24 protein-coding genes are annotated in these 24,030 nt (G+C 31.6%); 6 read left to right on the forward strand and 18 right to left on the reverse strand.

From position 1 onward, the window contains the following. The first annotated feature begins 84 nt into the window (after positions 1–84). Positions 85–1,779 carry a M23 family metallopeptidase gene (locus K8354_RS08690; protein WP_223447301.1) on the forward strand — a complete coding sequence of 565 codons (1,695 nt, stop codon included), beginning with the start codon at positions 85–87 and terminating at the stop codon, positions 1,777–1,779. A gap of 14 nt (positions 1,780–1,793) precedes the next feature. Then, positions 1,794–4,241, forward strand: coding sequence for a TonB-dependent receptor (locus K8354_RS08695; RefSeq protein ID WP_223447303.1), 2,448 nt, complete (start codon positions 1,794–1,796; stop codon positions 4,239–4,241). Positions 4,242–4,354: 113 nt separating this feature from the next. Here the strand turns inward: K8354_RS08695 and K8354_RS08700 are convergent, their stop codons facing one another. From K8354_RS08700 to K8354_RS08755, 12 genes are all read right to left on the reverse strand, one after another. Then, positions 4,355–5,386 (reverse strand): AI-2E family transporter, encoded by a 1,032-nt coding sequence (locus tag K8354_RS08700; protein WP_223447305.1) that lies wholly within the window; start codon positions 5,384–5,386, stop codon positions 4,355–4,357. 122 nt (positions 5,387–5,508) lie between these two features. After that, complete coding sequence (locus K8354_RS08705; protein ID WP_223447307.1) at positions 5,509–5,877, reverse strand: cupin domain-containing protein; 369 nt, start codon at positions 5,875–5,877, stop codon at positions 5,509–5,511. Positions 5,878–6,052: 175 nt separating this feature from the next. Beyond that, positions 6,053–6,610, reverse strand: a complete 558-nt coding sequence (locus tag K8354_RS08710; RefSeq protein ID WP_223447309.1) for a hypothetical protein — start codon at positions 6,608–6,610, stop codon at positions 6,053–6,055. A 45-nt stretch (positions 6,611–6,655) separates the two neighbouring features. Beyond that, entirely contained in the window at positions 6,656–8,209 is a 1,554-nt protein-coding gene (locus K8354_RS08715; protein ID WP_223447311.1) for a helicase HerA-like domain-containing protein, read from the reverse strand. Between the two features lie 77 nt (positions 8,210–8,286). After that, a complete protein-coding gene (locus K8354_RS08720) occupies positions 8,287–8,424 on the reverse strand; it encodes a LytTR family transcriptional regulator DNA-binding domain-containing protein (protein ID WP_223447648.1) in 138 nt (45 codons plus the stop codon). Between the two features lie 384 nt (positions 8,425–8,808). Further along, a complete protein-coding gene (locus K8354_RS08725) occupies positions 8,809–9,537 on the reverse strand; it encodes a DUF6090 family protein (protein WP_223447312.1) in 729 nt (242 codons plus the stop codon). Positions 9,538–10,427: 890 nt separating this feature from the next. Continuing rightward, the gene (locus tag K8354_RS08730) at positions 10,428–11,348 is read right to left on the reverse strand and encodes a DUF6090 family protein (protein ID WP_223447314.1); all 921 of its coding nucleotides are present in this window, start codon (positions 11,346–11,348) and stop codon (positions 10,428–10,430) included. 204 nt (positions 11,349–11,552) lie between these two features. Beyond that, positions 11,553–12,023 (reverse strand): PspC domain-containing protein, encoded by a 471-nt coding sequence (locus tag K8354_RS08735; RefSeq protein ID WP_223447316.1) that lies wholly within the window; start codon positions 12,021–12,023, stop codon positions 11,553–11,555. Between the two features lie 161 nt (positions 12,024–12,184). Beyond that, on the reverse strand, positions 12,185–13,024 hold the full coding sequence (locus tag K8354_RS08740; protein WP_223447318.1) for an alpha/beta hydrolase: 840 nt from the start codon (positions 13,022–13,024) through the stop codon (positions 12,185–12,187). A gap of 912 nt (positions 13,025–13,936) precedes the next feature. Then, entirely contained in the window at positions 13,937–14,941 is a 1,005-nt protein-coding gene (locus K8354_RS08745) for an alpha/beta fold hydrolase (RefSeq protein ID WP_223447320.1), read from the reverse strand. A 1-nt stretch (position 14,942) separates the two neighbouring features. Beyond that, a complete protein-coding gene (locus tag K8354_RS08750) occupies positions 14,943–15,431 on the reverse strand; it encodes a DUF8737 domain-containing protein (protein WP_223447322.1) in 489 nt (162 codons plus the stop codon). A gap of 21 nt (positions 15,432–15,452) precedes the next feature. Continuing rightward, positions 15,453–16,223 carry an SDR family oxidoreductase gene (locus K8354_RS08755; protein ID WP_223447324.1) on the reverse strand — a complete coding sequence of 257 codons (771 nt, stop codon included), beginning with the start codon at positions 16,221–16,223 and terminating at the stop codon, positions 15,453–15,455. 79 nt (positions 16,224–16,302) lie between these two features. On the opposite strand from K8354_RS08755, the gene K8354_RS08760 reads away from it, so the two are divergent. Further along, a complete protein-coding gene (locus K8354_RS08760; RefSeq protein WP_223447326.1) occupies positions 16,303–16,734 on the forward strand; it encodes a winged helix-turn-helix transcriptional regulator in 432 nt (143 codons plus the stop codon). A gap of 268 nt (positions 16,735–17,002) precedes the next feature. Here K8354_RS08760 and K8354_RS08765 read toward each other — a convergent pair whose 3' ends face one another. From K8354_RS08765 to K8354_RS08790, 6 genes are all read right to left on the reverse strand, one after another. Beyond that, positions 17,003–17,758, reverse strand: a complete 756-nt coding sequence (locus K8354_RS08765; RefSeq protein WP_223447328.1) for a LytR/AlgR family response regulator transcription factor — start codon at positions 17,756–17,758, stop codon at positions 17,003–17,005. 102 nt (positions 17,759–17,860) lie between these two features. After that, complete coding sequence (locus K8354_RS08770) at positions 17,861–18,193, reverse strand: 2TM domain-containing protein (RefSeq protein ID WP_223447330.1); 333 nt, start codon at positions 18,191–18,193, stop codon at positions 17,861–17,863. Between the two features lie 9 nt (positions 18,194–18,202). Then, positions 18,203–18,493, reverse strand: a complete 291-nt coding sequence (locus tag K8354_RS08775) for a 2TM domain-containing protein (RefSeq protein WP_223447332.1) — start codon at positions 18,491–18,493, stop codon at positions 18,203–18,205. Positions 18,494–18,500: 7 nt separating this feature from the next. Continuing rightward, positions 18,501–18,818, reverse strand: coding sequence for a 2TM domain-containing protein (locus K8354_RS08780; RefSeq protein WP_223447334.1), 318 nt, complete (start codon positions 18,816–18,818; stop codon positions 18,501–18,503). Continuing rightward, the gene (locus K8354_RS08785; RefSeq protein ID WP_223447650.1) at positions 18,818–20,176 is read right to left on the reverse strand and encodes a 2TM domain-containing protein; all 1,359 of its coding nucleotides are present in this window, start codon (positions 20,174–20,176) and stop codon (positions 18,818–18,820) included. Before K8354_RS08785 ends, K8354_RS08780 begins: the two co-directional genes overlap by 1 nt. An 18-nt stretch (positions 20,177–20,194) precedes the next feature. Continuing rightward, positions 20,195–20,611, reverse strand: coding sequence for a DUF2141 domain-containing protein (locus K8354_RS08790; protein WP_223447336.1), 417 nt, complete (start codon positions 20,609–20,611; stop codon positions 20,195–20,197). 633 nt (positions 20,612–21,244) lie between these two features. Between K8354_RS08790 and K8354_RS08795 the strand changes: the two genes are divergently transcribed. Genes K8354_RS08795 through argC form a run of 3 tightly spaced genes read left to right on the forward strand, consistent with a single transcriptional unit; the run spans position 21,245 to position 24,017 of the window. Continuing rightward, complete coding sequence (locus K8354_RS08795; RefSeq protein WP_223447338.1) at positions 21,245–21,862, forward strand: GNAT family N-acetyltransferase; 618 nt, start codon at positions 21,245–21,247, stop codon at positions 21,860–21,862. Beyond that, positions 21,859–23,040 carry an argininosuccinate synthase gene (locus K8354_RS08800; RefSeq protein WP_223447340.1) on the forward strand — a complete coding sequence of 394 codons (1,182 nt, stop codon included), beginning with the start codon at positions 21,859–21,861 and terminating at the stop codon, positions 23,038–23,040. The genes K8354_RS08795 and K8354_RS08800 overlap by 4 nt, the downstream gene beginning before the upstream one ends. Then, the gene (gene argC / locus K8354_RS08805; protein WP_223447342.1) at positions 23,040–24,017 is read left to right on the forward strand and encodes an N-acetyl-gamma-glutamyl-phosphate reductase; all 978 of its coding nucleotides are present in this window, start codon (positions 23,040–23,042) and stop codon (positions 24,015–24,017) included. The genes K8354_RS08800 and argC overlap by 1 nt, the downstream gene beginning before the upstream one ends. The last annotated feature ends 13 nt before the right edge of the window (positions 24,018–24,030 follow it).

Below are 24,030 nucleotides of genomic sequence, written 5' to 3' on the forward strand. Positions count from 1 at the left end.
TTCTTACTTTTTTACTAATCAACTGAATTTAAACATATTACAAAAAGGAAGATTTTTACTATTTTTACATAAAATTATTGTCTTTTGAAACCTATCTTCCTACTGTTATTTCTATCCTTGCACTTTGTATTATTTGCCCAAGAAAAATATCCTGAAAACTATTTTAGAACGCCATTAGATATTCCGATTCTATTATCGGGTTCTTTTGGGGAATTACGCAACAATCATTTTCATTCAGGTGTAGATATAAAAACGCAAGGTAAGGAAGGTCTCAATGTTTTTGCAACTGCAGACGGCTATGTTTCTAGAATAAAAGTGCAACAATTTGGTTACGGAAAAGCCATTTATATTACACACCCAAATGGGTATACTACTGTATATGGTCATTTAAGTAAGTTTAGTGAACCTATTGAAAAATATGTAAAATCCATACAATACAAAAAAGAAAATTATGAAACTGGAAATTTGTATTTTAAAGACAAAAAATTCCCAATAAAAAAAGGCGAAATTATTGCGCTTTCTGGAGATACAGGCGGTTCTGGAGCACCACACTTGCATTATGAAATTAGAAATACGGCTTCAGAAAATATTATCAATCCCTTATTATTTGGATTGGAAGTTAAAGACATCAAATCTCCAACCTTTCAATCTTTAAAAGTGTATTCCTTAAGTGCTGATGCGAGAGTAAATCAACAAAAAAAGAGTTTTCAAATTCCGATAAAAAACACAGGAGAAGGAACCTATATAGCAGATAGAATTACAGCTAGTGGTGTGATCGGTTTTGGAGTGAGCGTTTTTGATCGATTTAATGGTGCTCCTAATAAAAACGGAATTTATAGTTTAGAAATGCTTGTAAACGGCAAACGTTTTTATTACCATGATGTAGAAACTTTTTCGTTTTCTGAAAGTAAATATCTTAATTTGCACATCGACTATGAGCATTATAAGAAATATAAAAGACGTTATCAAAAAACACATAAAGTAACGGCAAACAAACTTTCTACCTACAAAAATTTGATTAACAGTGGTAAAATTAACATTAAAAAAGGGTTCAACTACACCATAGAAATTATTGCAAAAGACTTTGCGGGCAATTTAAGTGCTATAAAAATACCTGTTGCGGGAAAAGAGAGTAATACTATTTTTACCCAACAAGAAGACACCACAAACTATAAAATAGCGGCAAAAAAATTCAATAAATTCACAAAAGACAACGTTACTATTGCTTTTCCTAAAAACACCTTTTATAAAGATGTGTTTTTAGATTTTAAGGTTGATAAAAAAATTGCCAAAATACACTCGCCAACCATTCCTTTAAACAAAAGTTTTACCCTAACTTTTAATGTTGCTGAGTATTCTGAAGCAGAAAGAGAACAATTATATATTGCAAGTTTAGAATATCCAACATACCCAATATATAAGTATACCAGAAAAAGAGACAGCACTTTTTACACCACCACAAAAACGTTAGGAAACTACACCTTGCTATCTGATGATGAAAAACCTACTATCCAGTTGTTGTCATTTAAAGATGAGCAATGGCTTACGAATGCGAAAACTATCAACGTAAAAATTAGTGATAAAGATTCTGGAATCAAAGATTACAGAGCCACGATTGATGGTGAATGGATTTTAATGGAATACAATCATAAAAAAGGAATTTTAACGTATAATTTTAATGATAAAACATTGGTTGGTAGCAAACATATCTTTAATCTTGTAGTTTCAGACAATGTTGGGAATACGAATACACTTTCTGCAGCGTTCTTTAAGAAATAAATAAACTAATTTTTGTGAAAAACATCTTTCTATTTCTATTCATGGTTCCTGGTTTTTTAGTTGCTCAAAAAACAACCATTTTAAAAGGTACTGTAAAAAACAGTCAAAAAAAGGGCATAGAAAAGGTTTCTATAAAATTTGGCAAAACAGGTACTGTTTCTGACGAAGATGGGAATTATCAATTAAGAATTCCTCTTGACCAAGAAATTACAATTATGTTTAACCACATTTCTTACCAAAAATTGACTACCAAAATTACAGCCAAAAGTCGAAATGTAATTCGCTTCTCGCCTATTTTAACCTTAAAAACAGAAAATTTAGATGAAGTTGTAATTAAAGACAAAAGAAAAGTAGCGGCCGGAATTACAAATATTGATGTTCTAAAAGCTAAAAATATTATTGGTCCTAATGCGGGTGTAGAAAATGTATTGATGACATTACCCGGCGTAAATAACAATAATGAATTAAGTACGCAGTACAATGTAAGAGGTGGTAATTTTGATGAAAACCTTGTCTATGTAAACGGAATTGAAGTATACAGACCATTTTTAGTAAGATCTGGTCAGCAGGAAGGATTGAGCTTTATCAATACAAATATGGTGCAGAATATTGATTTTTCTGCGGGTGGATTTCAAGCAAAATATGGTGATAAATTATCGTCGGTTTTAGATATCACCTATAAAAAACCTGCGGAAACGGCCATCACTATTGATGCTAGTTTGTTGGGCGCAAGTGCTACTTTTGAAGGACTTTTTTTAGATAATAAATTAAGTGCCATTGCCGGAGTTCGATACCGAGATAATAGTTTATTTGTAAATAGTAAACAAATTGAAATTAACTTTAGACCCAGGTTTACGGATGTTCAAACCTATTTATCTTATCAATTTTCTGAAAAATTCGAATTAAATTTTTTAGGGAATTTCTCTTTAAACAACTACAATTATAAACCGATCTCTAGAAGAACTCGTTTCGGAACGGTCGTAAACCCTATTGAGTTGATTGTTTTTTATGAAGGTCAAGAACAAAATAATTATTTAACACTTTTCGGCGCGTTATCTGGTGATTATAAAATAAACGACAATTTTAAAATTACCACAACAGCATCTAGATATAATACGCAAGAAGAAGAGTATTTTGATATCTCTGCTCAATATAATTTAGGGGAAGTAGATGCCAATATTGGTTCTGAAAATTTTGGTGAGGTTGAATTTTCTCAAGGAATTGGCTCTCAATTAAATCACGCTCGTAATGATTTAGATGCTTTAATTACCAATGTTCAAATTCGAGGAACCCTTAAAAAAGAAAATATACAATGGAATTTCGGTGCAAAATATCAAAAAGAAGATATTATAGACAGAATTAGAGAATGGGAAATTATTGACTCTTTAGGTTTTGCGATAAGACCTCCTTTTCATTCATCCAACAATCAGCCTTACGAACCCTTTGAAGGTGAAATTGCACCCTATCAAAATATAAGAAAAGATAATCATGTTGCTATTCATAGATTCTCTGGTTTTGTACAGTTTAATCAACGTTCTTTTTGGAACGATCATCAAATATGGTATAATTTAGGTGTTAGAGCCCATCGTTGGTCTGTAACAGGGAATGGTGTTGCCTCTAATAATCAGTTTATACTTAGTCCTAGAGGTCAGTTTGCCATAAAACCAGATTGGCAAAAAGACATGTTATTTCGGGTTTCTGGCGGATGGTATTCGCAACCCCCATCATACAGAGAATTACGAGATTTTGATGGAAATATAAATGTAGATGTAAAAGCTCAAAAATCAATTCACTTTGTAACTGGCATGGACTATAGTTTTGAAATGTGGAACCGTCCTTTTAAGTTAACTACAGAAATTTATTACAAAGATTTAACAGATGTAAATGCTTACACAATTGATAATGTTAGAATTCGTTACAGAGCAGACAACGCTGCAACTGCCTTTGCCACAGGTCTTGATGTACGCCTTAATGGAGAATTTGTTCCCGGAAGCGAAAGCTGGGTTAGTTTTGGATATTTAAAAACTGAAGAAAACATTAATAACAGAGGATCTATTGCAAGGCCTTCTGATCAAAGAATTAAGTTCGGAATTTTATTTCAAGATTACGTTCCTAATCTACCAGATTTAAAAGCCTATTTAAATTTAGTCTATAATTCGGGCGTTCCTGGCGGAGCACCTTCTTATTCTGATCCTTATAATTTTCAACAGCGATTGCGAGATTATAGACGTGCAGATTTAGGGGTTTCTTATATTTTTGCGGATGCTAATAAACGTTATACAACGGGCTGGTTGTCTAAATTTAAAGAATTGTCCGCAGGTTTAGAATTGTTTAATATGTTTGATATTCAGAATGCAATTACAAATACCTGGGTACGAGATGTATACTCTAAAACACAATTTGGGATACCCAATTTTATGACGGGTAGAGTTTTAAACTTTAAAGTGGCTATGAAGTTTTAAAATTAAGAACTCATATTTTTTGATGTAAAAAATTTATAACCAAGCCCAAATATTCATGATTTTTATGAATAATAAAGACCAACTCGTATTCTCAAAAAAAGCGTTGAAACCTGTTACAACACTTTGTGATCTTCTAGTTGCGCACCAAATTCCTTTTTATAAATACGAACTACAATCAGAAATAAACTGATTAAAAGCGGCCCAAAAATTAAGCCAATAAAACCAAATAATGGCACACCAACAATGACACCTATTAAGGTAATTAAAGGATGCACATTGTCTAATTTTTTTAAAATAAAAAGTCTAATGACATTGTCTGTAAAACCAACGACAAGAAAGCCGTAGATTAAAATTCCCCAAGCAGCAAATTCTTTTCCTGCAGACATCGTTAAAATAAAAACAGGCAAAATACCAACTAAAGTTCCTACAAAAGGAATCATAGAACCTATGGTTACAACGATAAACCAAAAAAACGGGTCTTTAATACCGAAGATTAAAAATCCTATCAAAGCAATAATTCCTTGAGAAATTGCTACTAAAGGAATTCCTATGGCATTAGAACGAACCATGGCTTGTGCTTCATTACCGATAATTTTTAAGTTTGTTTTGCTAATAGGAATGTATTCGTATAATGAATTTCGAAGTTCAGAACGATTTGTAAACATATAATACAACATAAAATACATTAAGCCAATCGCTATCGTCATATTAAATGTACCGCCTGCGAAGTTTTCAAGATTATGGGCAATATAAGATGAAATTTCTGAAACGTTAATTTCTGATGATAAATCATACCCAAATTTACTTTCAAAATAGCTCACTTGACTTTTAATAACTTTTGCAAATTGTTCTGAATTCTCTACAGCTTTTCCAATTTTATCGCCTAACATTAAAACAATAACGGAAACTGGCAGTAAAATACATACAAAAGATAAAACCATTAAAAAAGCTGCCGCTAAATCTGGTTTCCATTTCTTATTAACCAAATAAACCATCCATTTTCTTAATAATACATAAATAGTAATTGCACCTAAAACCCCAGAAAAATATGGAATTATTTCTTTAAAAATTAAAGTAGCAAATAAAACGATCAGCAATAAAACAAAAATTTGTCTTATTATTTTTGGTGGAATAAAATTTTTCATCTGTTTAAACTTTATTGCAATTTAGAGAATATCTCTTTCAAAGTTTATATCTATCCATATTATTATTTATAAATGATTTTGATTAGTGCCTTTACAATGATATTTTGATGCCGTTCAGAGCGCTAAAATTCTTCTCTATGCACTAAATCCATCGAAAAAGCGGGTAAGCAAATAGCAATATAATGGCAGGCTATATCAAAAGGATTTGAATATTGAACGCGTGTATTTTTTTCTATTTTGATAGATTGTCCGGCTTCTAAAACAATAACTTCATTGTCAATAATAAATTGTTTTTTACCGCTGATGATATACGTGTATTCATCAAATTCTGGTGTCTGAAAAGGTTCTTTCCAGCCCGAAGGTGCTACCATATGTGCAATACTTATCTGAGAATTTTTATCTGTTGCGTTGCCGAAATGTTCTTCAATTAATTTGCCATCTGTTGTTGGAACAACAAATGGACTTTTTTGAATGATATATTTTTTTTTCATATTGATTGGTTTTGCACAAGCGATTGCAGCGGCATCCTTTTTATGCCAAAAGAGATACTTTTTATTTATCCTAACACAACAACCCACTTAAATTTATGTAATTAAAAAATAGAACTTAAAAAGATATAGCGGAAAGCGCGGTTTTGTCTTTTCAATAATATGGACAAAATTTGCCCTAATCAAACCAAATTGTAAAAGATTTAATTTTTGCCAAATCAGGAATTTGCTCTAAAGACACTTTTTGTGTACTAAAATCTCGTAAACCTAATTCCTCTTTATCTATGGCTATTGTTGCATTTAGTTCATCTAAAAATAAAGTAACAGATTGCAGCGTAGACTCGGGTCTTAATCTATTATTCGCATGTATTTCAGAAAAACTAGAATTAAGATTCGTGCCTGCTTCTGTTTTAAAACGTGAATCATGAATTTCTATGCTTTTAATAGTTGATGTGGAATCTAATTGCTCTTTTGGCACAATGGTTAGTAAAAGCTTTCCTCCTTTTTCAAAAATTAAAAACTTATCGTCATCTTGAAAATAGTTATCTCCCAAAGCACCTTCACTTAAGTAGGTAACAATAGAATCGTTTTCGAAAATACGATCTAATTCTTTAATGGTAGTAGCCGATGTAATGAAACCAACCTTCCCTTTTTCTATTTTAAATTTATCATTATTCGAACAACTTGTTATTAAAAATACCGCAACGATGAGCGTTAGAACACTTCTTTTTATCATTATTTTTGTTTTTATAAACTATAAAACGTCTGTTTTTTACTTTTGTTATTTAATTACCTTTTTTAATATTCCGAAAACTGCTCTTATAAAGGTTGCACTCGTTAGTACTTTTACTAAAGGATTCATTCTAGCACTGGCACTAGAAGAAGTTTTGGTTGCTGTTCTCTTAGCTTTTTCTCTTTCTAATTTTTCTTTTTCCTTCTTTTCTATAGCTTCTTTTATGGCTTTCTCTTCGGCTAAATTAATTTTTTCAATTTTACTATTTAGCATTTCATAGGCACTTTCTCTATCTAATTCTTGATTATATTTATGGATTAATCTAGAATTCTGAATCACACTATTTAATTCTACATTTGTTAAAATGTCCATTCTACTCATCGGCGCACGCAACATGGTTCTTGCCAGAGGCGTTGGAATTCCTTTTTCGTTTAAAACGGATACAAAAGCCTCTCCAATTCCTAATTGCGTTAACACTTCTTTGGTGTCGTAATATGCTGAACTCGGGTAATTTTCGGCTGCCAATTTAATTGCTTTTCTATCTTTTGCCGTAAAAGCTCTTAGTGCGTGTTGTACTTTTAAACCTAATTGTGCTAAAATATCTTCTGGCACATCTTTAGGGTTCTGCGTTACAAAATACAACCCAATTCCTTTAGATCTTATTAATTTTACAATGCTCTCAATTTGATTTAACAAGGCTTTAGAAGCTTCTTCAAAAACCAAATGCGCTTCATCTATAAAAATTACCAGTTCTGGGCTGCCAGCATCTCCTTGCTCTGGAAATGTTTCATAAACCTCTGCCAACAATTGCAACATAAATGTTGAAAATAATTTGGGTTTATCTTGAATATCAGTGAGTCTTAAAACAGAAATAATACCTCTTCCATGTTCATCAATTCTGGTTAAATCTTCTACTTCAAAAGATTTTTCTCCAAAAAACAAATCGCCTCCTTGTTGTTCTATTTCAATAATTTTACGCAAAATTGCACCCGTTGAAGCTGTTGAAATTCGGCCATATTCATTTTGAATTTCTTCTTTGCCTTCTTGCGTAATATATTGTAACATCTTTTTAAAATCTTTGATGTCTAACAACGGAAATTTATGATCATCACAATATTTAAAGATAATCGCTAAAATACCAGCTTGTGTTTCTGTTAAGTCTAAAATTCTAGATAACAAAACTGGTCCGAATTCTGAAACTGTGGCACGCATTTTTGTACCTGCTTGTTCAGAGATGGATAAAACTTCGATCGGAAAACTTTTTGCTTCAAACGGAAAACCAATTTTGGCATGTCGTTCATCAATCTTTGAATGCCCTGAACTGGCTTTTGCCAACCCAGATAAATCTCCTTTGATATCCATTAACAAAACAGGAATCCCTTTTTCCGATAAATTTTCAGCTAAAACTTGTAGGGTTTTTGTTTTTCCAGTTCCGGTAGCACCGGAAATTAAACCATGCCTGTTAAGGGTTTTTAGTGGAATTTTTATGATAGCATCTGTAATAGTTTCCTCTCCTAACATTGCTGCACCTAGCTCTATATAATCACCTTTGGTTTTGTAACCATTGTTTATATAATCAAAGAACTCTTCACGTTCGCCCATTTTTTAACTAAATTTCGATAAAAATAATCAAAGTTTAATTGTTAGGAAATTTTTTGTGAGTTTTGTTAAAAAATGTTTTAGTTAATCCAATTTTTAAAATCTTTTACACGTTCTCTACTTACAATAATTTCTTGTTCGTTGTAAGAGTTTAAAATTAATTTTAAACGATAATTAGCATAGGCAACAATATCTTTTATCGCATTTATATGAACAATAAAAGTTCGGTTTACTCTAAAAAAATAGTTTGGATTTAAATCATTTTCTAAGCTTGGACTTCCTAGTAATTTTGTGACTAATTTTCTTAGGCCGCTTTGTTAAAGAATGATTAATAATATAATTGCTGTCAGAAGTTTTTAGAAACGTTGCGTTTTCAAAACTATAAAAGCAATGAATGTCATCTACCCTTATAATTTTTATTTTCTTTCCTATTCTAACTGTAAAAGATTCTTTATAAATTTCAAGAGTATAAGTAGACACTCCACTCCTTTTAAACTCCAAACCGAAACGGTCGTTTCCGCTTATCCTTAGCAATGGATCAGTCAACAAGGCATGTAGCGTTGGCCTATCGGCAGGCCATATGCTTAGTTATTGTGCTTTCGTTATTTATTTCTTTGCAACAATTCGGCTTCAATTTTTCTCTGTACCTCCTCATTTTCTTTTATTCCTCGTTCATAATTAGTATTTATCCAATAATAAAATCCCAAAGCTTGTTTAAGAGCTTCGTGGAAATAAGTATCATCTTGTGCTTCTTTTAAGTTTACTGGCTCTGACTTTGACTGCCCAAATGATGTCCTAACATACTTAAATACTTCACTCATATGCAAAGTTTTCACAGGCTCATAATCTGCTCTTAAGTCTTCGGTTATGTAGAAATACTTAAAATCATACAATTCCGAAATGGCAATTCTAAGTGAGTCATTCTTAATAATATCTATTCCTTTAGATTTTAAGTTTTCATAGGCAACAGTTATAGGTTCAAATGTACCTCTTCCGATTAATTTATTGTAAGACATTCTTAATGAATCAGTTAGAGGTGCTCTTTGTTCTAAATGAATTAATACTTCTCTATTGAGTTTAAATTTGTTTTGATTGAACTTAATTTTCGAGTTAAGATTTATGACGTCCTTTTTAAGATTGACTAGAATTTCGATTAGTATATTCGATTCAAGTTTTCGTTCTATTCTGTCATTATTCCAATTATTGATTTGTAGGGCTAATAAAATACCAATCATTACTAGAACAATTTCTCCAATCGCATAAATTAAATACTTACTGAATTTATTTTCAGAGAGTAAATTCTGTCTAATTTTTCTAAAGAATTTTATCATTAGTTATCGGTTTGTCATAATGAAGCACAACAATTGCATATGCTCATTATTGATATATCACATACATGTTATACATTTGAAAAGTACTCTTTTCCAACAGAATATCCAAATTGCTTTTTATGTTTCTTCTATTTATGTGAATGGTTTTGGTATCGATTTCTGTTGTTCTTTGTAGAGCTATATCCTTAATACTTTATAAATATCTCAAATTTATGTTGTTTCCACACAATGGGATCCAAAAGTATGGCAAAGAAATTATAAAACGTAAAATTCTCAGATATGGCTTTAAAAAATATTTCCAAAAAAGGGCTTAGAACACTTTTGCCTTAAAAGAAAGATACTAGCTTGAAAAACTCTTTTAAGAGTTTGAAGTAGCAGCAATCGTTTAAAAAGTTATTTTCTGAGTTGAGAATCTTCTAATCATTATTCGTTCATTAATTTTGAGTCCGACTTAAAAATTAAACTAAACTAAAAAAAATTGCATATGTGGGATACTACTTGCCCAAACTCAAAAAACGAGCCCTAAAATGCCATCCAAAAAGACTGAACATTTAAAAAACGTATCATAAATAGCTCGAATACAATAGAAATATTGAGAACCATCTCCTTTCCCCAGTCACACTCCTTTTAAACCCCAAACCGAAACGGTCGTTTCCGCTTATCCTTAGCAATGGATCAGTCAACAAGGCATATAGCGTTGGCCTATCGGCACGCCATATGCTTAGTTATTGTGCTTTCGTTATTTATTACAGATATTATTTAATTTTAATAAATTCATTTTTTCCGTTTCGAGTCATCGTTAAACTCTTTATTTCACCTTTTTTCTTATTGAATTCAATTAGTACTGAAGCGTCCTTGAAGAAAAATTTAGCTTCTTCATAGGGAACTAACTATACCTTTTTACCATCAGGAAATTCCACATAAATGCGCATATTTTCTAATAGCACAATTAAATCAAAACTCTCTCCCTTATATGTGCCAATGTAATTTTTTAAAATATCCTGTGATAGCGTTATTTCTTTATAAACCATTTCTGCTGGAAGGATTGGTAATGCTTGTATTTCTGGGTGATGAATTTTTAATTCTTCATAGATGGCCTTTAGAAGATTTGTGGTTTTTGCTTGAATATTGTTAAGTACTCCTAAAGAAAATCTTTTGCCTCCTAAATCGTATAAAACAAGATTCCTGCCTTTAATTGACTGAATAAATTCAATAATGTTTGATTTGAGTTTCTTTTCAGCTTCATCTTTAGAAAGTGTATTCAATGAGGAAAACTCTCTACTAGCTACAAAATTATTTATACTAATTAAATCTATCTTATCTTGTTCGTATAGGTAAAATTTTTCATACTTCATCAAATCATCGAAAACATGGCTCAATGCTCCCTTTAGAAATTCTACATTTTTATTATAATAATTCAATATTTTTGAATTAAGATTTTCATTATTTGATAGAGATGTAATACCAAGGTTATTCATCTTGAGATATGTTAATTCACTCGTTCTAAAATTTAGATTTACAGGAGTAATAATCATATAGAGACTATCAAGGGATAATTTATGAATGTCCTTGGTATTCATTGCTGCTTCTTGATTCTCAATATTATTTTTGAGCTTTTTGATATGATCACCTAGTGTGAAAAGGTCCCCTGTTAATTCAGACTTCATTTCGGTTAAAAATTGGTATCCTAATTTGGAATTTTTCCTGTTATCATTCAAATTATTTAATTGCAAAGCGATCAAAATTCCAATAACAACAAGGAGAATTTCACCAATGGCGTATTTAAAATACTTTCCTGTTTTGTTTTCCATAAGTAAGTTTTGACGAATTTTTCTAAAGAATTTTATCATTGGTTAGTGATTGGTTAAAATGAAGCACAAAGTTGTTGAATATGGTTTGTTGCGTGGTTAAGCAACTAATTTAGTAAACAAATACGAACTAGAGAAAATTCCGAAAGAATTTTCCAAATAAGAACTTGCCAAAGCAATTAATTATAAGGTGTTGAACTTAGTTAATTATTTTTTACTTACAATCAATGTTCCAACAATCGCAGCAAAAACGCCACCAATAACAGATACAAATAGAGCAATCATTATAGTCATAATGGAACCTTTAGAATCTAAAGTTTGTCCATATTGCCATCCTCCCCATAATCCAAGTAAACATCCTGTTACAATTAAGCCTATAAGCGAAAATATATTTTTAACAACTCCATTAGTAGAATTGGATTTGTCACGATTAGAATCCATATCAGGTTTATCTAAATCAGATTCTAAAAAAATTTTATTGGGAATTGCAATCCACAGGATAATATAAATGATAAATCCGATGCATAAAAATAAGGATAAGATTAACCAAAGAATACGTACTAACAACTCTGAAACGCCAAAATAATCTGCTAAACCTGAGCAAACACCACCTAAGACTTTTTTATTGGTATTTCTATATAGCTTTTTATTAGAATTAGATTTTTTTTGGTTATTCATTTAAGATTTGTTTTATTAAGCACAAAGTTGTTGTATATGGTTTGTTGCGTGGTTAAGCAACTAATTTAGTAAACAAATACGAACCAGAGAAAATTCTGAAATAATTTTCCAAATAAGCACTTGCCAAAGCAATTAATTATAAGGTGTTGGCAATAGTTTTTTTATTCCTTTTTCCTCTCATCTATTTTCTCACTAACTCTTTCAACTTCTTTTATTAAAAGTTTAATTCCAGGGTTATGCATTCCATTATGTCCAAATCCTTGGATTTCGAATAATTGCGTTTCGGTATGTCCTACAGTTTTCATTAACCTTTCTAAATATAGATTTTCTTCATATCTAGTGGGGGAATCAATATTCCTATCTCCTGTGATTAAAATTAAAGGGGGTGCATTTTCTCTCGCCTTATTCAATGGTGATAATTCGTCAACTATAGTCTTAAACTTAGGTAAACCTTTTTCTTCTCTTACAGTGAAATGAGTAGCTGTTTGACCGCTTAAGGAAATCATACCTGCAATGTTATCAGCATCTACATTAAAATTATTTAACCACTGTTTGTCCAAACCAAGCATTAAGGCAAGATAACCTCCTGCGGAATGTCCAGAAACAAATATTTTGTTAGAATTTCCGCCGTATGATTCAATATTATTAAACACCCAAGCGACGGCTGCTGCTGCATCCTCAATATAAGTTGGCGCTTTTACTTTTGGTGATAAACGATAATTAACACTTATAATACATAAATCAGCATTCATTAATGCCTCAGGAAAATACTTGTTTCCATTCTTTAATCCTCCGCCGTGAAACCAAACAACTGTATTGAATTCTTTTGTGTTCTCTGGGTAACGTATATCTAATTTACAACGTGATTTAGTATACGCATCCGTGTTTATTGAGTCAGCATAATATGATACATCTAAGACCTCTTTGAATGTTGGTTTATCTTGTCCAATTAATTGGGTTGAAATTAAAAGTGTTATCGAAATAAATAGTGCTTTGATCATATTAACAAATTTATATTATTTTGGTAAATGTTAGACTCTTTTAATTTTTGTCAACGTTTAGTAATCGAGTAGGTAAAGGGAGTTTCACCCTAAACCTCTCACAGAACCGTGCTTGAAAGTCTCCCCTCACACGGCTCTTCTTATACAAATCTAATAGATTTTCGTGTTATTTATGAATTCCTCCTCAAATTAATTGAGTTGATAAATAAATAACTGCGTATAAGCTAAGCCCTTTGCTCCATTTCAATTACAGAAACTTCTTCACTACTAAGGCTTAGTCTGCCTCTGCTTATAACTTCGGTATGCTACCTCTTGGTTGTTCCAATTGTGTATTTCCCTTTTTACTTGAAGCGAATCCTCTAGCGGTAGCCTTATACAAGTCTAACATTTATAAGCAGTTTTCCAAGTTCCGTAAATAAGCCTAAATAAAGGTCTTGCCACCTGAATGACGCCAGTCTTACAGAAAATAAATAGGTTACTTCTGTAATTATTAAACTCTAATTAAATTCATTACTTTTCACTCCGTACCATACTTCGTAGCTTTTGACAGGAGGTTTGCAACTTCTCGACACCTCTTCAATGGTTCACTTTAATTCAACTCCTTTATTAATACCTGCTAACATCATGGGTTAGATTCTCCTAAACGCTCAATACCACAACTATTAATTGCAGCACCTTTAGATGGTTTGAAGCCATCGCCTATACAACGACTTCGATGGACCTACCATCATCTTATTTACAGCATTCAGTCAGTTTATTGCCGTGACTGATTCTTGGCACACTATGAGTAGTTGCGGATTTAATACCGCTAATCTGTCCGATGGCAAGATACTTAATTAAAAGCAAAAACGGTTCAAGTTCGCACCTAAACCGCTATTGCTTTTATACCTTGTTGGCTGTAGTTTTTTTCTTCTATTTTAACGTTACAAACCATTCATTAAACTTCTGGCTCATTTGTTTTGGGTGGATTTCGGTTAAAAAGTGCTTTCCTTTTCCTAAATAAACATAGGTTGCATTTTTGAAGTTTTCTTTGGCGTATTCAACTGCTTTTCTTCTGTTTACCAATCCTTTTTTTGCGTAGAAATATAATATTGGGATTTGTGTTTCTTTCACACCGTTTGATATGGTGTCTAACAAGGTCGCAAAATCGCTTTCTCCTTTGCCTTTGGTGTAGGACAGTATCGCTGGGTCAGGACCGTTAGTAATGGCATATCGTCTTTCATTTTCGTCCCAAGGTTGTGTATAATACTTGTAGGCTTCTTTAGGTAATTTTCTGCCCGTGAAGAAGTTTACGGCTAATTTTTTACCTGCAAAATTCTTTTTCACCATCAACTTTTCGTTTCCTTTTTTCGACCTTGTTAGCTTCATAAATGCTTTAAAGCTAAACGGCAATTGGTCGTAAAAAACTTCGGCTGGCATAAATGGTGCTTCAAAAAGTGCGATTCCTTTTACATTGTGTGGTTCTCGAATGGCATACAAGATTCCTACAAGTGAACCAATGTCCTGAATAAATAACGTTACATTTTTGAGTTGTTTGGCTTCTATAAAATCAGTAAGCATTTTGTACTGTACTTCAACAGAAACATCACGGTCTTTTGGAAAACTTGATTTACCGAAACCTAAAAAATCAAGTGCGATTACTTTCTTGTTACTGTCAATATTGGGAATGATATTACGCCATAGATAAGCATTTGCGGGTAAACCGTGCAGTAATAATACCGGATCTCCTTCTCCTGATTCTACATAATGAATCGTGTCTGCTCCTAAATTTATAAATTTAGACTCAAAAGGGAATTCTGCTGAAATACCCTTTTCAACTTTAGTGTTTTTTCCTGCATATACGTCTTGAGCATTTACTTTATGAAGAAGTAAAGGGCTGAATACTAGAAGTATTGTTGTAATTATTTTTAGGTTCATATTATTTCTTTTTGAGGTTTTTGAAAAGTCTGATAAATATGTATATATGGCTTATAATTGTAATTGGACCCACAATTACAGACATCCACCAAATACCGCCTATATCATAATTGTAAAACTCTTGTGCGGAGGCTTGCGGTAATGCAGTCATTAAATCAGCAAACCCCCATAAGTTAAAAATCCAAACTAAGGGAATTGCATACTTCCATTTAACCTTTAAGGCATAAGTCGTAATCAAAGCTAAAATTGCCACACTGTAATCCCAAACCCCTATTGTGAGAGCTAAGTCTTTAGGGAATTCATCATAGATTTGATTGTCCACCATGAACATCATTCCTAAGTATCTTATTCCGTGTAGAAAAACAAAGGGAATTAAGGCTTCTCGAATTGGTAGTTTAGATACCTTAGGCAGAATAAACCATCTAAGTGCAAAAAATACCATTAAAAAGGCAGCAAGTGTTTGTAAATTGAAAATTGTAAAATTGTCCATTTTGTTATTTTTTATTTGTGATTATTTGTTGTTTGGGATTGGTTTTTTGTTCAATTGCTTAAAAATGAACTTGGGTGCTAGTCTGCTCATTAGTTTGAGTTGTTTTGAAATCCCTGGCGTGATTTCTTCTTTGCCATTAATGAAATCTTTCCAAAAAATGTTGGCTAACTTTTCGGGTGGCATTGGTTTCAAGTTATCATCTTCGGCAATATCAGCTCCGTGTGCCAACGGTGTGTCAACAACAGGAGGTAAAAGTTCTATCACTTTTATATTATGCGGTTGTAGTTGCGGTCGAATGGCTTGTGACCAAAAATGCAAAGCCGATTTTGTCCCTGAATATACAGGTGCTTGCGAAAAGGTAACATAAGCCAAACCCGAAGAAACATTGACTAGAACTGCGTTCTTACTATTTTTAAGTTGTGGTAAAAAGTAGTGCAATAGTCTTATGGGCGAATTGTAATTGATTTCAATTTCTTGCATTTGTTTTTGCAAGTCATTGCTTTCGTTTCCTGCATCTACTAAATTCATTATTCCTGCATTGTTGACTAGTACATCAATACCTCCAAATTTTTGTTGGATATCGTCTGCGAGCATCCTTACTTCGGCATCAACCGTAACATCACTTTGATAGATATGTATTTGGGGATTTTCTTGTTTTACTTTTTCGAGTTTAGCAAGATTTCTACCTGTTATGATTACGGTATTGTCATTTGCTAAGAATTTTTGAGCTATAGCAAGTCCAATGCCTGAACTTCCACCCGTTATAAGTACGATTTGTTTTGATTGTTTCATTTATATTTCCTATTTTTGCTATTAAATCAGTAGCAAAAGTAAGGTAAATAATTTTTACTATCAAAATAGTAGTGAAAAAATGGAAAATAATTTTAGGTCAGGCTGTCCTATTGCTTCTACCTTAGATATTGTAGGGGATAAATGGTCATTACTAATTATAAGAGATATGTTACTTCAAGGGAAGAGGACTTTTAAAGATTTTTCGAGTTCTCCAGAAGGAATAGCACCCGGAATTTTGTCGGCAAGATTGAAGTGGTTGGAAGAAAATGAGCTAATTACCAAACAGAAATTGCCTGATAATCAAAAAGAAAACATCTATTTGTTAACAGAAAAAGGTATAGAGCTAACTCCAATAATAACAGAAATTATTTTGTGGAGTGATAAAAACTTAAGAGTTCAAAATGCAGAAATGTTCTCGATAGCCGAAGCAGGATTTAATCAAGACAAATCAAAAGTTACGGAAGGTATTCAAAATAATTATCGTCAGCTTGTAGAAGAAATTTTAGGCTGAGCAGTGTTCTTTTAAATTACTGCCAACAATTGTACATGCGCATTGTTGTTATATCGCATATATGTTCTACTTTTTAAAATTAGTCTTTTCTAGCAAACCACCCTAATGACTTTTCATGTTTATTTTATTCATATGCATAGTTTTAGGATAAATTTCTGTTGTTTTTGGAGCATTATGCCCTAAGTAAGAATTCATTTACCCTGAAACCTTGAAACCTTGAAACTTTGAAACCTTGAAACCTTGAAACTTTGAAACTTTGAAACTAATACTAGTCAATCCAACTCTTAAAATCTTTTACACGTTCTCTACTTACAATAATTTCTTGTTCGTTGTAAGAGTTTAAAATTAATTTTAAACGAGAATTAGCATAGGCAACAATATCTTTTATCGCATTTATATGAACAATAAAAGTTCGGTTTACTCTAAAAAAATGATCTGGATTTAATTGTTCTTGCCAATATTCAAGAGAATTATCTAATAAAAAATTTCTATTTTCTTTGGTATGAATATAGGTTGATTTGTTTTCACTGTAGAAACATTCTATTTCATCAATATGAATAATTTTAATGTGCTGTCCCACTTTTATAGACACTCTTTTTTTAAACTTTTGATCTACTGGATTGATCAATAATTTACGAATATCCTCCATATTCACCTGAACATTCGCATGTTTGGGTTGCTGTTTTTTAAATTGATTTACAGCAACTTCCAATTCCTCATCATCTAATGGTTTTAACAAATAATCGATACTATTTAATTTAAATGCTTTTAAAGCATATTCATCATAAGCGGTTGTAAAAATAATGGCAGATTTCACTTCAATTTCATCAAAAATCTCAAAAGATAATCCGTCAGAAAGCTGAATATCTAAAAATATTAAATCTGGATGTTCGTTATTTTGCAACCAATTTAAAGACTCTTCTACAGAATGGAGCATCTGCTGTACTTCGATATCTAATGCTGCTAACATTCTGTTTAATCTTCTAGCAGCGGGCTTTTCATCTTCTATAATTAATACGTTCATTGTTGTTTGTATTTTAAAATTTCCACAAGGTCTGTTTAAGATTATCAAATTTTAATTGCATTCTAATTTTCAATTCTCATCACTTTATAATGATTATTTATTTTAAAAATTTTTAGTGCGCTCTTCGTCTTCTTTCATCAATTGTTTAATTTTTCTTTCTTCCCAGTCACTACTCATTAAGGATTTAAAACCAAAAACACCCAACCAGTGAAAAAACATACCAATACCCCAAAAAAGCCAGGTAGAATATACGCCGAAGTTAGAAAACGCTTGTTCAAAAGTATACCCGCTTTTCATGAGGCCAAATACAATCAATCCGCTTAAAAAAATGTTGACTAGAATATAAACGGCAAAATGAATATAAAAAGCTTTCATCGCTTTAACTCTCTTTTTTGCTCTTAAATAATTTTGTTCTTCTCTAAAATTTTGATCCATAATATCGTCTTATTTATTTTGTTCGTCCATGATTTGTTTAATTTTCTTTTCTTCCCATTTTTGCCCAAATCCGAATAAATTAAATCCAAAAACCCGCAACCAATGAAAAAAAAGTCCCACTCCCCAACCTAAAGCAGAAAACCAAAACCAATGAAAATGTGGCTCAAATTTTAAGTTGATAAAAACCAAGGTAGAAATCACCACACAATAAATGGTTAAGTGCGTATAAAATCCTTTGATATCCTTTACTCTTTTTTGAGCATTTTCATAACGTTGCTCTTTGCTGTTTTCTGGTTCCATATTACTTTTAGGTATTATATTCTTTAATAAATTGTTTTATCTTCCTTTCTTCCCATCTTTTATTAAAAATCTGGCTCAGTCCAAAAGTAGTTACAAACTGAAAACCAATACTTAATCCCCAAAAAAACCAAATAATATAATTGTATGGATTCAATAAAGCTTCCCTAAAACTATCGCCATTATGAATATTCCCTGCTATAAAAATAGTTGTTAAAAAAATATTTACCAATATGTAAGCTGCCAAATTTTTATAAAATTTACTAATTTTATTTACTTTTCTACGCGCTAAAACATATCGTTGTTCTTGTGTTAATTCGTTTTTCATTATCTTCTTTTTAACTGATTTTCTTTTTCCAATATTTCTTTAATTTTTCTATCCTCCCAATTTTTACCAAGAAAAATATTATAATTATTAACTTCTAAAAAGTGAAAAGTTAGACCAATTCCCCAACCAAACATTGGAAACCAAAACCATTGAAATCCTGGCGAAAATCTTAAATTGATAAAAATTAAAAAAGGAATTACCAAGCAATAAGAGGCTAAATTTTGATAAAATTCTTTCAGTTTCTCTACTTTTTCAACTGCTTTTACGTATTTACTATTTTCTAAATCATCTGAGTACTTCATATCGTTTATTTTATATAAGAGCGGCAAGCTCACTTTAAATGTTTTGTTATTATTTTCTATTTTCACCCCTTTTTGAGTGATTAAACCGTAGCGATCTACTATATTTTGTAGACCTACTTTGGTACTTTTCCCAATCGCTTCTTTTGGGTTGATATTATTTTCGATAATTAAATATCGGTCTTCTTGATATATATGAATGGTTAGCGGTTTAGAAGGTGAAACCACATTATGCTTTACAGCGTTCTCTAACAATAACTGCAAGGAAAGCGGTACAATTTTTAGTTCAGTATCACTGATATTATCCGGAATATGAAACTTTACAGCTTCTTCAAAACGCATTCCCAGAAGCTGCATATATATATTAGCGAATTTTAATTCTTCAGAAACAGGCACTAAATCTTTATTTCGCTGCTCCAAAACATATCTATAAACTTTAGACAATCTGGTAGTGAATTTTTCTGCTTGCGCAGGATTTTCGCCAATTAAGCTCGTTAACACATTTAAACTATTGAATAAAAAATGTGGATCTAATTGATTTTTTAAAGACTCAAATTTTGCAGTTTCTGTCTTCGCAACAATTTCTTGTTTTGTGCTTTCTTGTTTTACAGACTTTTTCCACTGAATCATAAATCCTCTAGCATGCAAAAATGCAGAGACTCCAAAGGAGAGGATTACATAAAAAACATGCTGCCAAATGCTATTTCCTTGAAAAAATCGATCAGGATTGTTACCCGAAATCAGAATAAAATTCACATAATTAATGGCTAAAACTATAGGAATTGTATAAACTATTGTAGCAATGATACCCGCCCAAATTCTAGTATTTGTATGGTCAATCCAATTCCATTTTTTACTCAAATAATCATTAATAACACCTTGCGCAAACCCCAATCCAAAAGAATACATTCCAGAAATTAAAAAAGTGTATCCCATTGCCTTTGCAGAAAAATTTTGATTGATTAGCGTAAAAAATACTGCGAAAATTAGCGTTATTTTAAGGCTAATAATCAATCCGTCTTTGTAACTTTTCTTGGCAGTGGTGCTATCGTCGATCATCATAAATCTTGTATATTTCTAAAATTTGATTTCTAAAGATACATCTTTATTGGAAACTGAAAACTTTGCGTCTTCAAAATTAGGAGGCCCAAAAGACATTATATTGTTCGATGCGCCATAATCTTCTAAAGGCATTCCGTTGGCGGCAAAATCCATTTTATCATTGCTGTTTTTATCATGATAACAGGTAATTGCATATACACCAGGCTTCACATTTTTAAAAACAACGATACTTTTACCATCCACAACGTCTACTTTATCCCCTAGAACAGGTGTTCCCATAAAATTTTCTTTGTTATATAATGCAAAACCAACTTTACCTTCGTTTGAAGTTACATTGACAACTGTTGCGGTAATGGTTACATTTTTTTGAGCTGTTATTAGGTTTGAAATAAATAACGATGTTGCGACTAAAAGAGTTGTGATAATTTTCATAATTTTAAATTTTAAAGATTCATATTTAATTATGGTACAAATATGCAATCGACATAGCGTTTTATAAATTAAAGAATACCGAATTGTATTTTTTTAAGGATGAGTCGTATTTTTATTTGATATGCTACTTTAAATTGAAATAAATATGTCTTAAAATAGAAAAATCAGAAATCTCACTATTCATATATCATAAAATTAAAAGCTATTTATTATTGATTTATTAGCAAAAACAAGGAATATATTATTTTTTAATAAAAATGACTAAAAAGTATTCTTGCTTCATCAATAAAAAACAAAAAACATTTACATTTACCACGATGATTACTTCGAGAATAAATAAAATATGTACTACAAAAGGTCCCAGCTTGCGCTTGCGCAGTCGCCGTCGCTAAAATTCTTATTAGCCATACATCGACCTATTATAGCAACTAACCTTTATTTTTTTATTGTGAATATTTCTAACAAAACTTACTTTCAATTATTAGTTATTTTAAAAACTAGCCATAAAAGCGTTCGCCGTTTGTTTTTAATTCGCCCTTTGGGTGTTTAAAAGTTACAGAATTTAGGTGAGTCCAATTCTACAATCAAAAAAAAAACCAAACAATAATTTTATAACTAAAAAATACAATTTAAATGGAAATTGTAATCGCTAATATATCCCATATAAAATACGCAGACATTATTTGCGATACTATTGCAGATGCTGCACAAGTTAGAGGAACAGGAATCGCAAAACGACAACCTGCATATATTGCCGCAAAAATGGAAAATGGCAATGCCGTTATCGCTTTAGAGCATGGCAAATTTGCGGGCTTCTGCTACATAGAACAATGGGGTCATGGAAAATTTGTTGCCAATTCAGGGTTGATTGTGCATCCAGATTTTAGGAATCTTGGGCTTGCCAAACAAATTAAAGAGGTTATCTTTAAGCATTCTAGAACAAAGTTTCCTGATGCAAAGATATTTAGTATTACAACAGGATTAGCAGTGATGAAACTAAATAGCAATTTAGGATACAAACCTGTTACGTTCTCTGAACTAACAACTGACTCAACTTTTTGGGATGGTTGTAAAACTTGCAGAAATTATGACATTTTAACCCGAACAGAGCGTAAAATGTGCATGTGTACAGGCATGTTATTTGATCCTAAAAATCAGAACAAAAAAGAATCTGTAAAGTTTAAAGAAAACGTATTTAAGAGATTAAAAAACATGAAACAAAACTTGTTTCTAAAAAAAGATAAAAAATGAAAAAATTAGTAATTGCATATAGTGGTGGTTTAGATACTTCTTATTGTGCGGTAAGTTTATCTAAAAAATATGATGTTCATGCCGTAAGTGTCAACACCGGAGGATTTACAACCTATGAAATCAAAAAAATTGAAAGTAATGCTTATAAAATGGGCGTTTCTACTTACAAAAACATTGATGCCGTAGCTACTTTTTATAAAAAGGTTGTAAAATATTTAATCTTTGGTAATGTTTTAAAAAATAACACCTACCCGCTTTCTGTAAGTGCAGAAAGAATTATACAAGCCATAGAAATTGTGGAATACGCAAAAAGTATTGGTGCGGAATATATTGCCCATGGAAGCACAGGCGCAGGAAATGATCAGGTTCGTTTTGATATGATTTTTCAAACCTTGGCGCCAAAAATTAAGATTATTACACCCATTAGAGATCAAAAATTAACAAGGCAAGAAGAAATTGATTATTTAAAATCTGAAGGAATTCATATGCCTTGGGAAAAAGCACAATATTCAGTAAATAAAGGTTTGTGGGGAACGAGTGTTGGTGGTTCTGAAACGTTAACTTCTACAATGCCTTTGCCCGAAAGTGCCTATCCGTCTCAACTAGAAAAAGACGGAATTCAAAAACTGATTTTAACCTTTAATAAAGGGGAACTAGTGGCTGTAAATGGAAAAATAGATTCGTCAGAAAAATGTATTGAACTGCTAAATAATATTGCTTCTAAATACGGAATTGGAAGAGATATTCATGTTGGCGATACCATTATAGGAATTAAGGGACGGGTTGGTTTTGAAGCTGCTGCGGCCTTAATCACCATAAAAGCACACCATTTGTTAGAAAAACATACGCTTACAAAATGGCAAATGCAGCACAAAGAGTATTTATCTAGTTTTTACGGAATGCATTTGCATGAAGGGCAATATTTAGATCCGGTAATGCGAGATATGGAGGCTTTTTTACAAAGTAGCCAACAAAAAGTTACCGGGAGTGTTTTTATCACTCTAAGACCTTATACTTTTGCTTTGGATGGAGTTTCGTCTCAACATGATTTAATGAGCGCAACATTTGGAAGTTATGGAGAAGAAAATAAAGGTTGGACGGCAGAGGAAGCAAAAGGTTTTATCAAAATTCTAGGAAATCAGAATAAAATTTATCAACAGGTAAATCATACAAAATAATGTTAGAAGTAGGTATTATTGGCGGTGCGGGATATACAGCCGGAGAATTAATACGGCTATTATTAAATCACCCAAAAACCCATATTAATTTTGTGTATAGCACTTCTAATAGTGGTCATAAAGTATATAAAATACATCAAGATTTATTAGGGAGTACTGAAATGAATTTCACCAATACAATTAATACGAATATTGATGTTTTATTTTTATGTTTGGGTCATGGAAATTCGACTGCTTTTTTGCAAAAAAACACCTTTTCTGAAAACACAAAAATCATTGATTTAAGCAATGATTTTAGATTAACTGCTGATAAAAATTTTGATGGAAAAAAATTTATTTATGGGTTACCCGAACTGCAAAAAGAAGCAATAAAAGAAGCTAAATACATTGCAAATCCGGGTTGTTTTGCAACCGCTTTGCAGCTGGCAATTTTACCTTTAGCAGCTCATAAATTATTGCAAAATGATGTTCATATAAATGCAGTAACTGGCGCAACCGGTGCAGGAACTTCATTATCTGCAACAACACATTTTACATACAGAGATAATAATTTTTCGCATTATAAAGCATTTACGCATCAACATTTAGAAGAAATAAATCAAACCGTAAAAAAATTACAAGCTGATTTTAATTCAGAAATTAATTTTGTACCTAACCGAGGAAATTTCTCAAGAGGAATTTTTGCAACTACCTACACAGAATTTAAAGGAAGCATTAAAGAAGCGATAAAAATGTATCAAGAATATTATAAAGATGCCAAGTTTACTTTTATCTCAGAGACCGATATTCATTTAAAACAAGTGGTAAATACTAATAAATGTTTTATCCATTTGGTAAAACACAACAATAAATTATTAATAACAAGCATCATCGATAATCTTTTAAAGGGAGCTTCTGGTCAGGCAATTCAGAATATGAATTTAATGTGCGGATTTGAAGAAGCTTTAGGATTAAATTTAAAATCGAATTATTTTTAGCAAAGAAATATAC

The organism is Polaribacter litorisediminis (assembly GCF_019968605.1).
Lineage (GTDB): Bacteria > Bacteroidota > Bacteroidia > Flavobacteriales > Flavobacteriaceae > Polaribacter > Polaribacter litorisediminis.

What these genes read in the sequence shown, in the direction of transcription:
- K8354_RS08700 (WP_223447305.1), bottom strand. Translation starts at nt 5,386, where the DNA reads ATGAAAAATTTTATTCCACCAAAAATAATAAGACAAATTTTTGTTTTA.
- K8354_RS08705 (WP_223447307.1), bottom strand. Translation starts at nt 5,877, where the DNA reads ATGAAAAAAAAATATATCATTCAAAAAAGTCCATTTGTTGTTCCAACA.
- K8354_RS08710 (WP_223447309.1), bottom strand. Translation starts at nt 6,610, where the DNA reads ATGATAAAAAGAAGTGTTCTAACGCTCATCGTTGCGGTATTTTTAATA.
- K8354_RS08715 (WP_223447311.1), bottom strand. Translation starts at nt 8,209, where the DNA reads ATGGGCGAACGTGAAGAGTTCTTTGATTATATAAACAATGGTTACAAA.
- K8354_RS08725 (WP_223447312.1), bottom strand. Translation starts at nt 9,537, where the DNA reads ATGATAAAATTCTTTAGAAAAATTAGACAGAATTTACTCTCTGAAAAT.
- K8354_RS08730 (WP_223447314.1), bottom strand. Translation starts at nt 11,348, where the DNA reads ATGGAAAACAAAACAGGAAAGTATTTTAAATACGCCATTGGTGAAATT.
- K8354_RS08735 (WP_223447316.1), bottom strand. Translation starts at nt 12,023, where the DNA reads ATGAATAACCAAAAAAAATCTAATTCTAATAAAAAGCTATATAGAAAT.
- K8354_RS08740 (WP_223447318.1), bottom strand. Translation starts at nt 13,024, where the DNA reads ATGATCAAAGCACTATTTATTTCGATAACACTTTTAATTTCAACCCAA.
- K8354_RS08745 (WP_223447320.1), bottom strand. Translation starts at nt 14,941, where the DNA reads ATGAACCTAAAAATAATTACAACAATACTTCTAGTATTCAGCCCTTTA.
- K8354_RS08750 (WP_223447322.1), bottom strand. Translation starts at nt 15,431, where the DNA reads ATGGACAATTTTACAATTTTCAATTTACAAACACTTGCTGCCTTTTTA.
- K8354_RS08755 (WP_223447324.1), bottom strand. Translation starts at nt 16,223, where the DNA reads ATGAAACAATCAAAACAAATCGTACTTATAACGGGTGGAAGTTCAGGC.
- K8354_RS08760 (WP_223447326.1), top strand. Translation starts at nt 16,303, where the DNA reads ATGGAAAATAATTTTAGGTCAGGCTGTCCTATTGCTTCTACCTTAGAT.
- K8354_RS08765 (WP_223447328.1), bottom strand. Translation starts at nt 17,758, where the DNA reads ATGAACGTATTAATTATAGAAGATGAAAAGCCCGCTGCTAGAAGATTA.
- K8354_RS08770 (WP_223447330.1), bottom strand. Translation starts at nt 18,193, where the DNA reads ATGGATCAAAATTTTAGAGAAGAACAAAATTATTTAAGAGCAAAAAAG.
- K8354_RS08775 (WP_223447332.1), bottom strand. Translation starts at nt 18,493, where the DNA reads ATGGAACCAGAAAACAGCAAAGAGCAACGTTATGAAAATGCTCAAAAA.
- K8354_RS08780 (WP_223447334.1), bottom strand. Translation starts at nt 18,818, where the DNA reads ATGAAAAACGAATTAACACAAGAACAACGATATGTTTTAGCGCGTAGA.
- K8354_RS08785 (WP_223447650.1), bottom strand. Translation starts at nt 20,176, where the DNA reads ATGATCGACGATAGCACCACTGCCAAGAAAAGTTACAAAGACGGATTG.
- K8354_RS08790 (WP_223447336.1), bottom strand. Translation starts at nt 20,611, where the DNA reads ATGAAAATTATCACAACTCTTTTAGTCGCAACATCGTTATTTATTTCA.
- K8354_RS08795 (WP_223447338.1), top strand. Translation starts at nt 21,245, where the DNA reads ATGGAAATTGTAATCGCTAATATATCCCATATAAAATACGCAGACATT.
- K8354_RS08800 (WP_223447340.1), top strand. Translation starts at nt 21,859, where the DNA reads ATGAAAAAATTAGTAATTGCATATAGTGGTGGTTTAGATACTTCTTAT.
- argC (WP_223447342.1), top strand. Translation starts at nt 23,040, where the DNA reads ATGTTAGAAGTAGGTATTATTGGCGGTGCGGGATATACAGCCGGAGAA.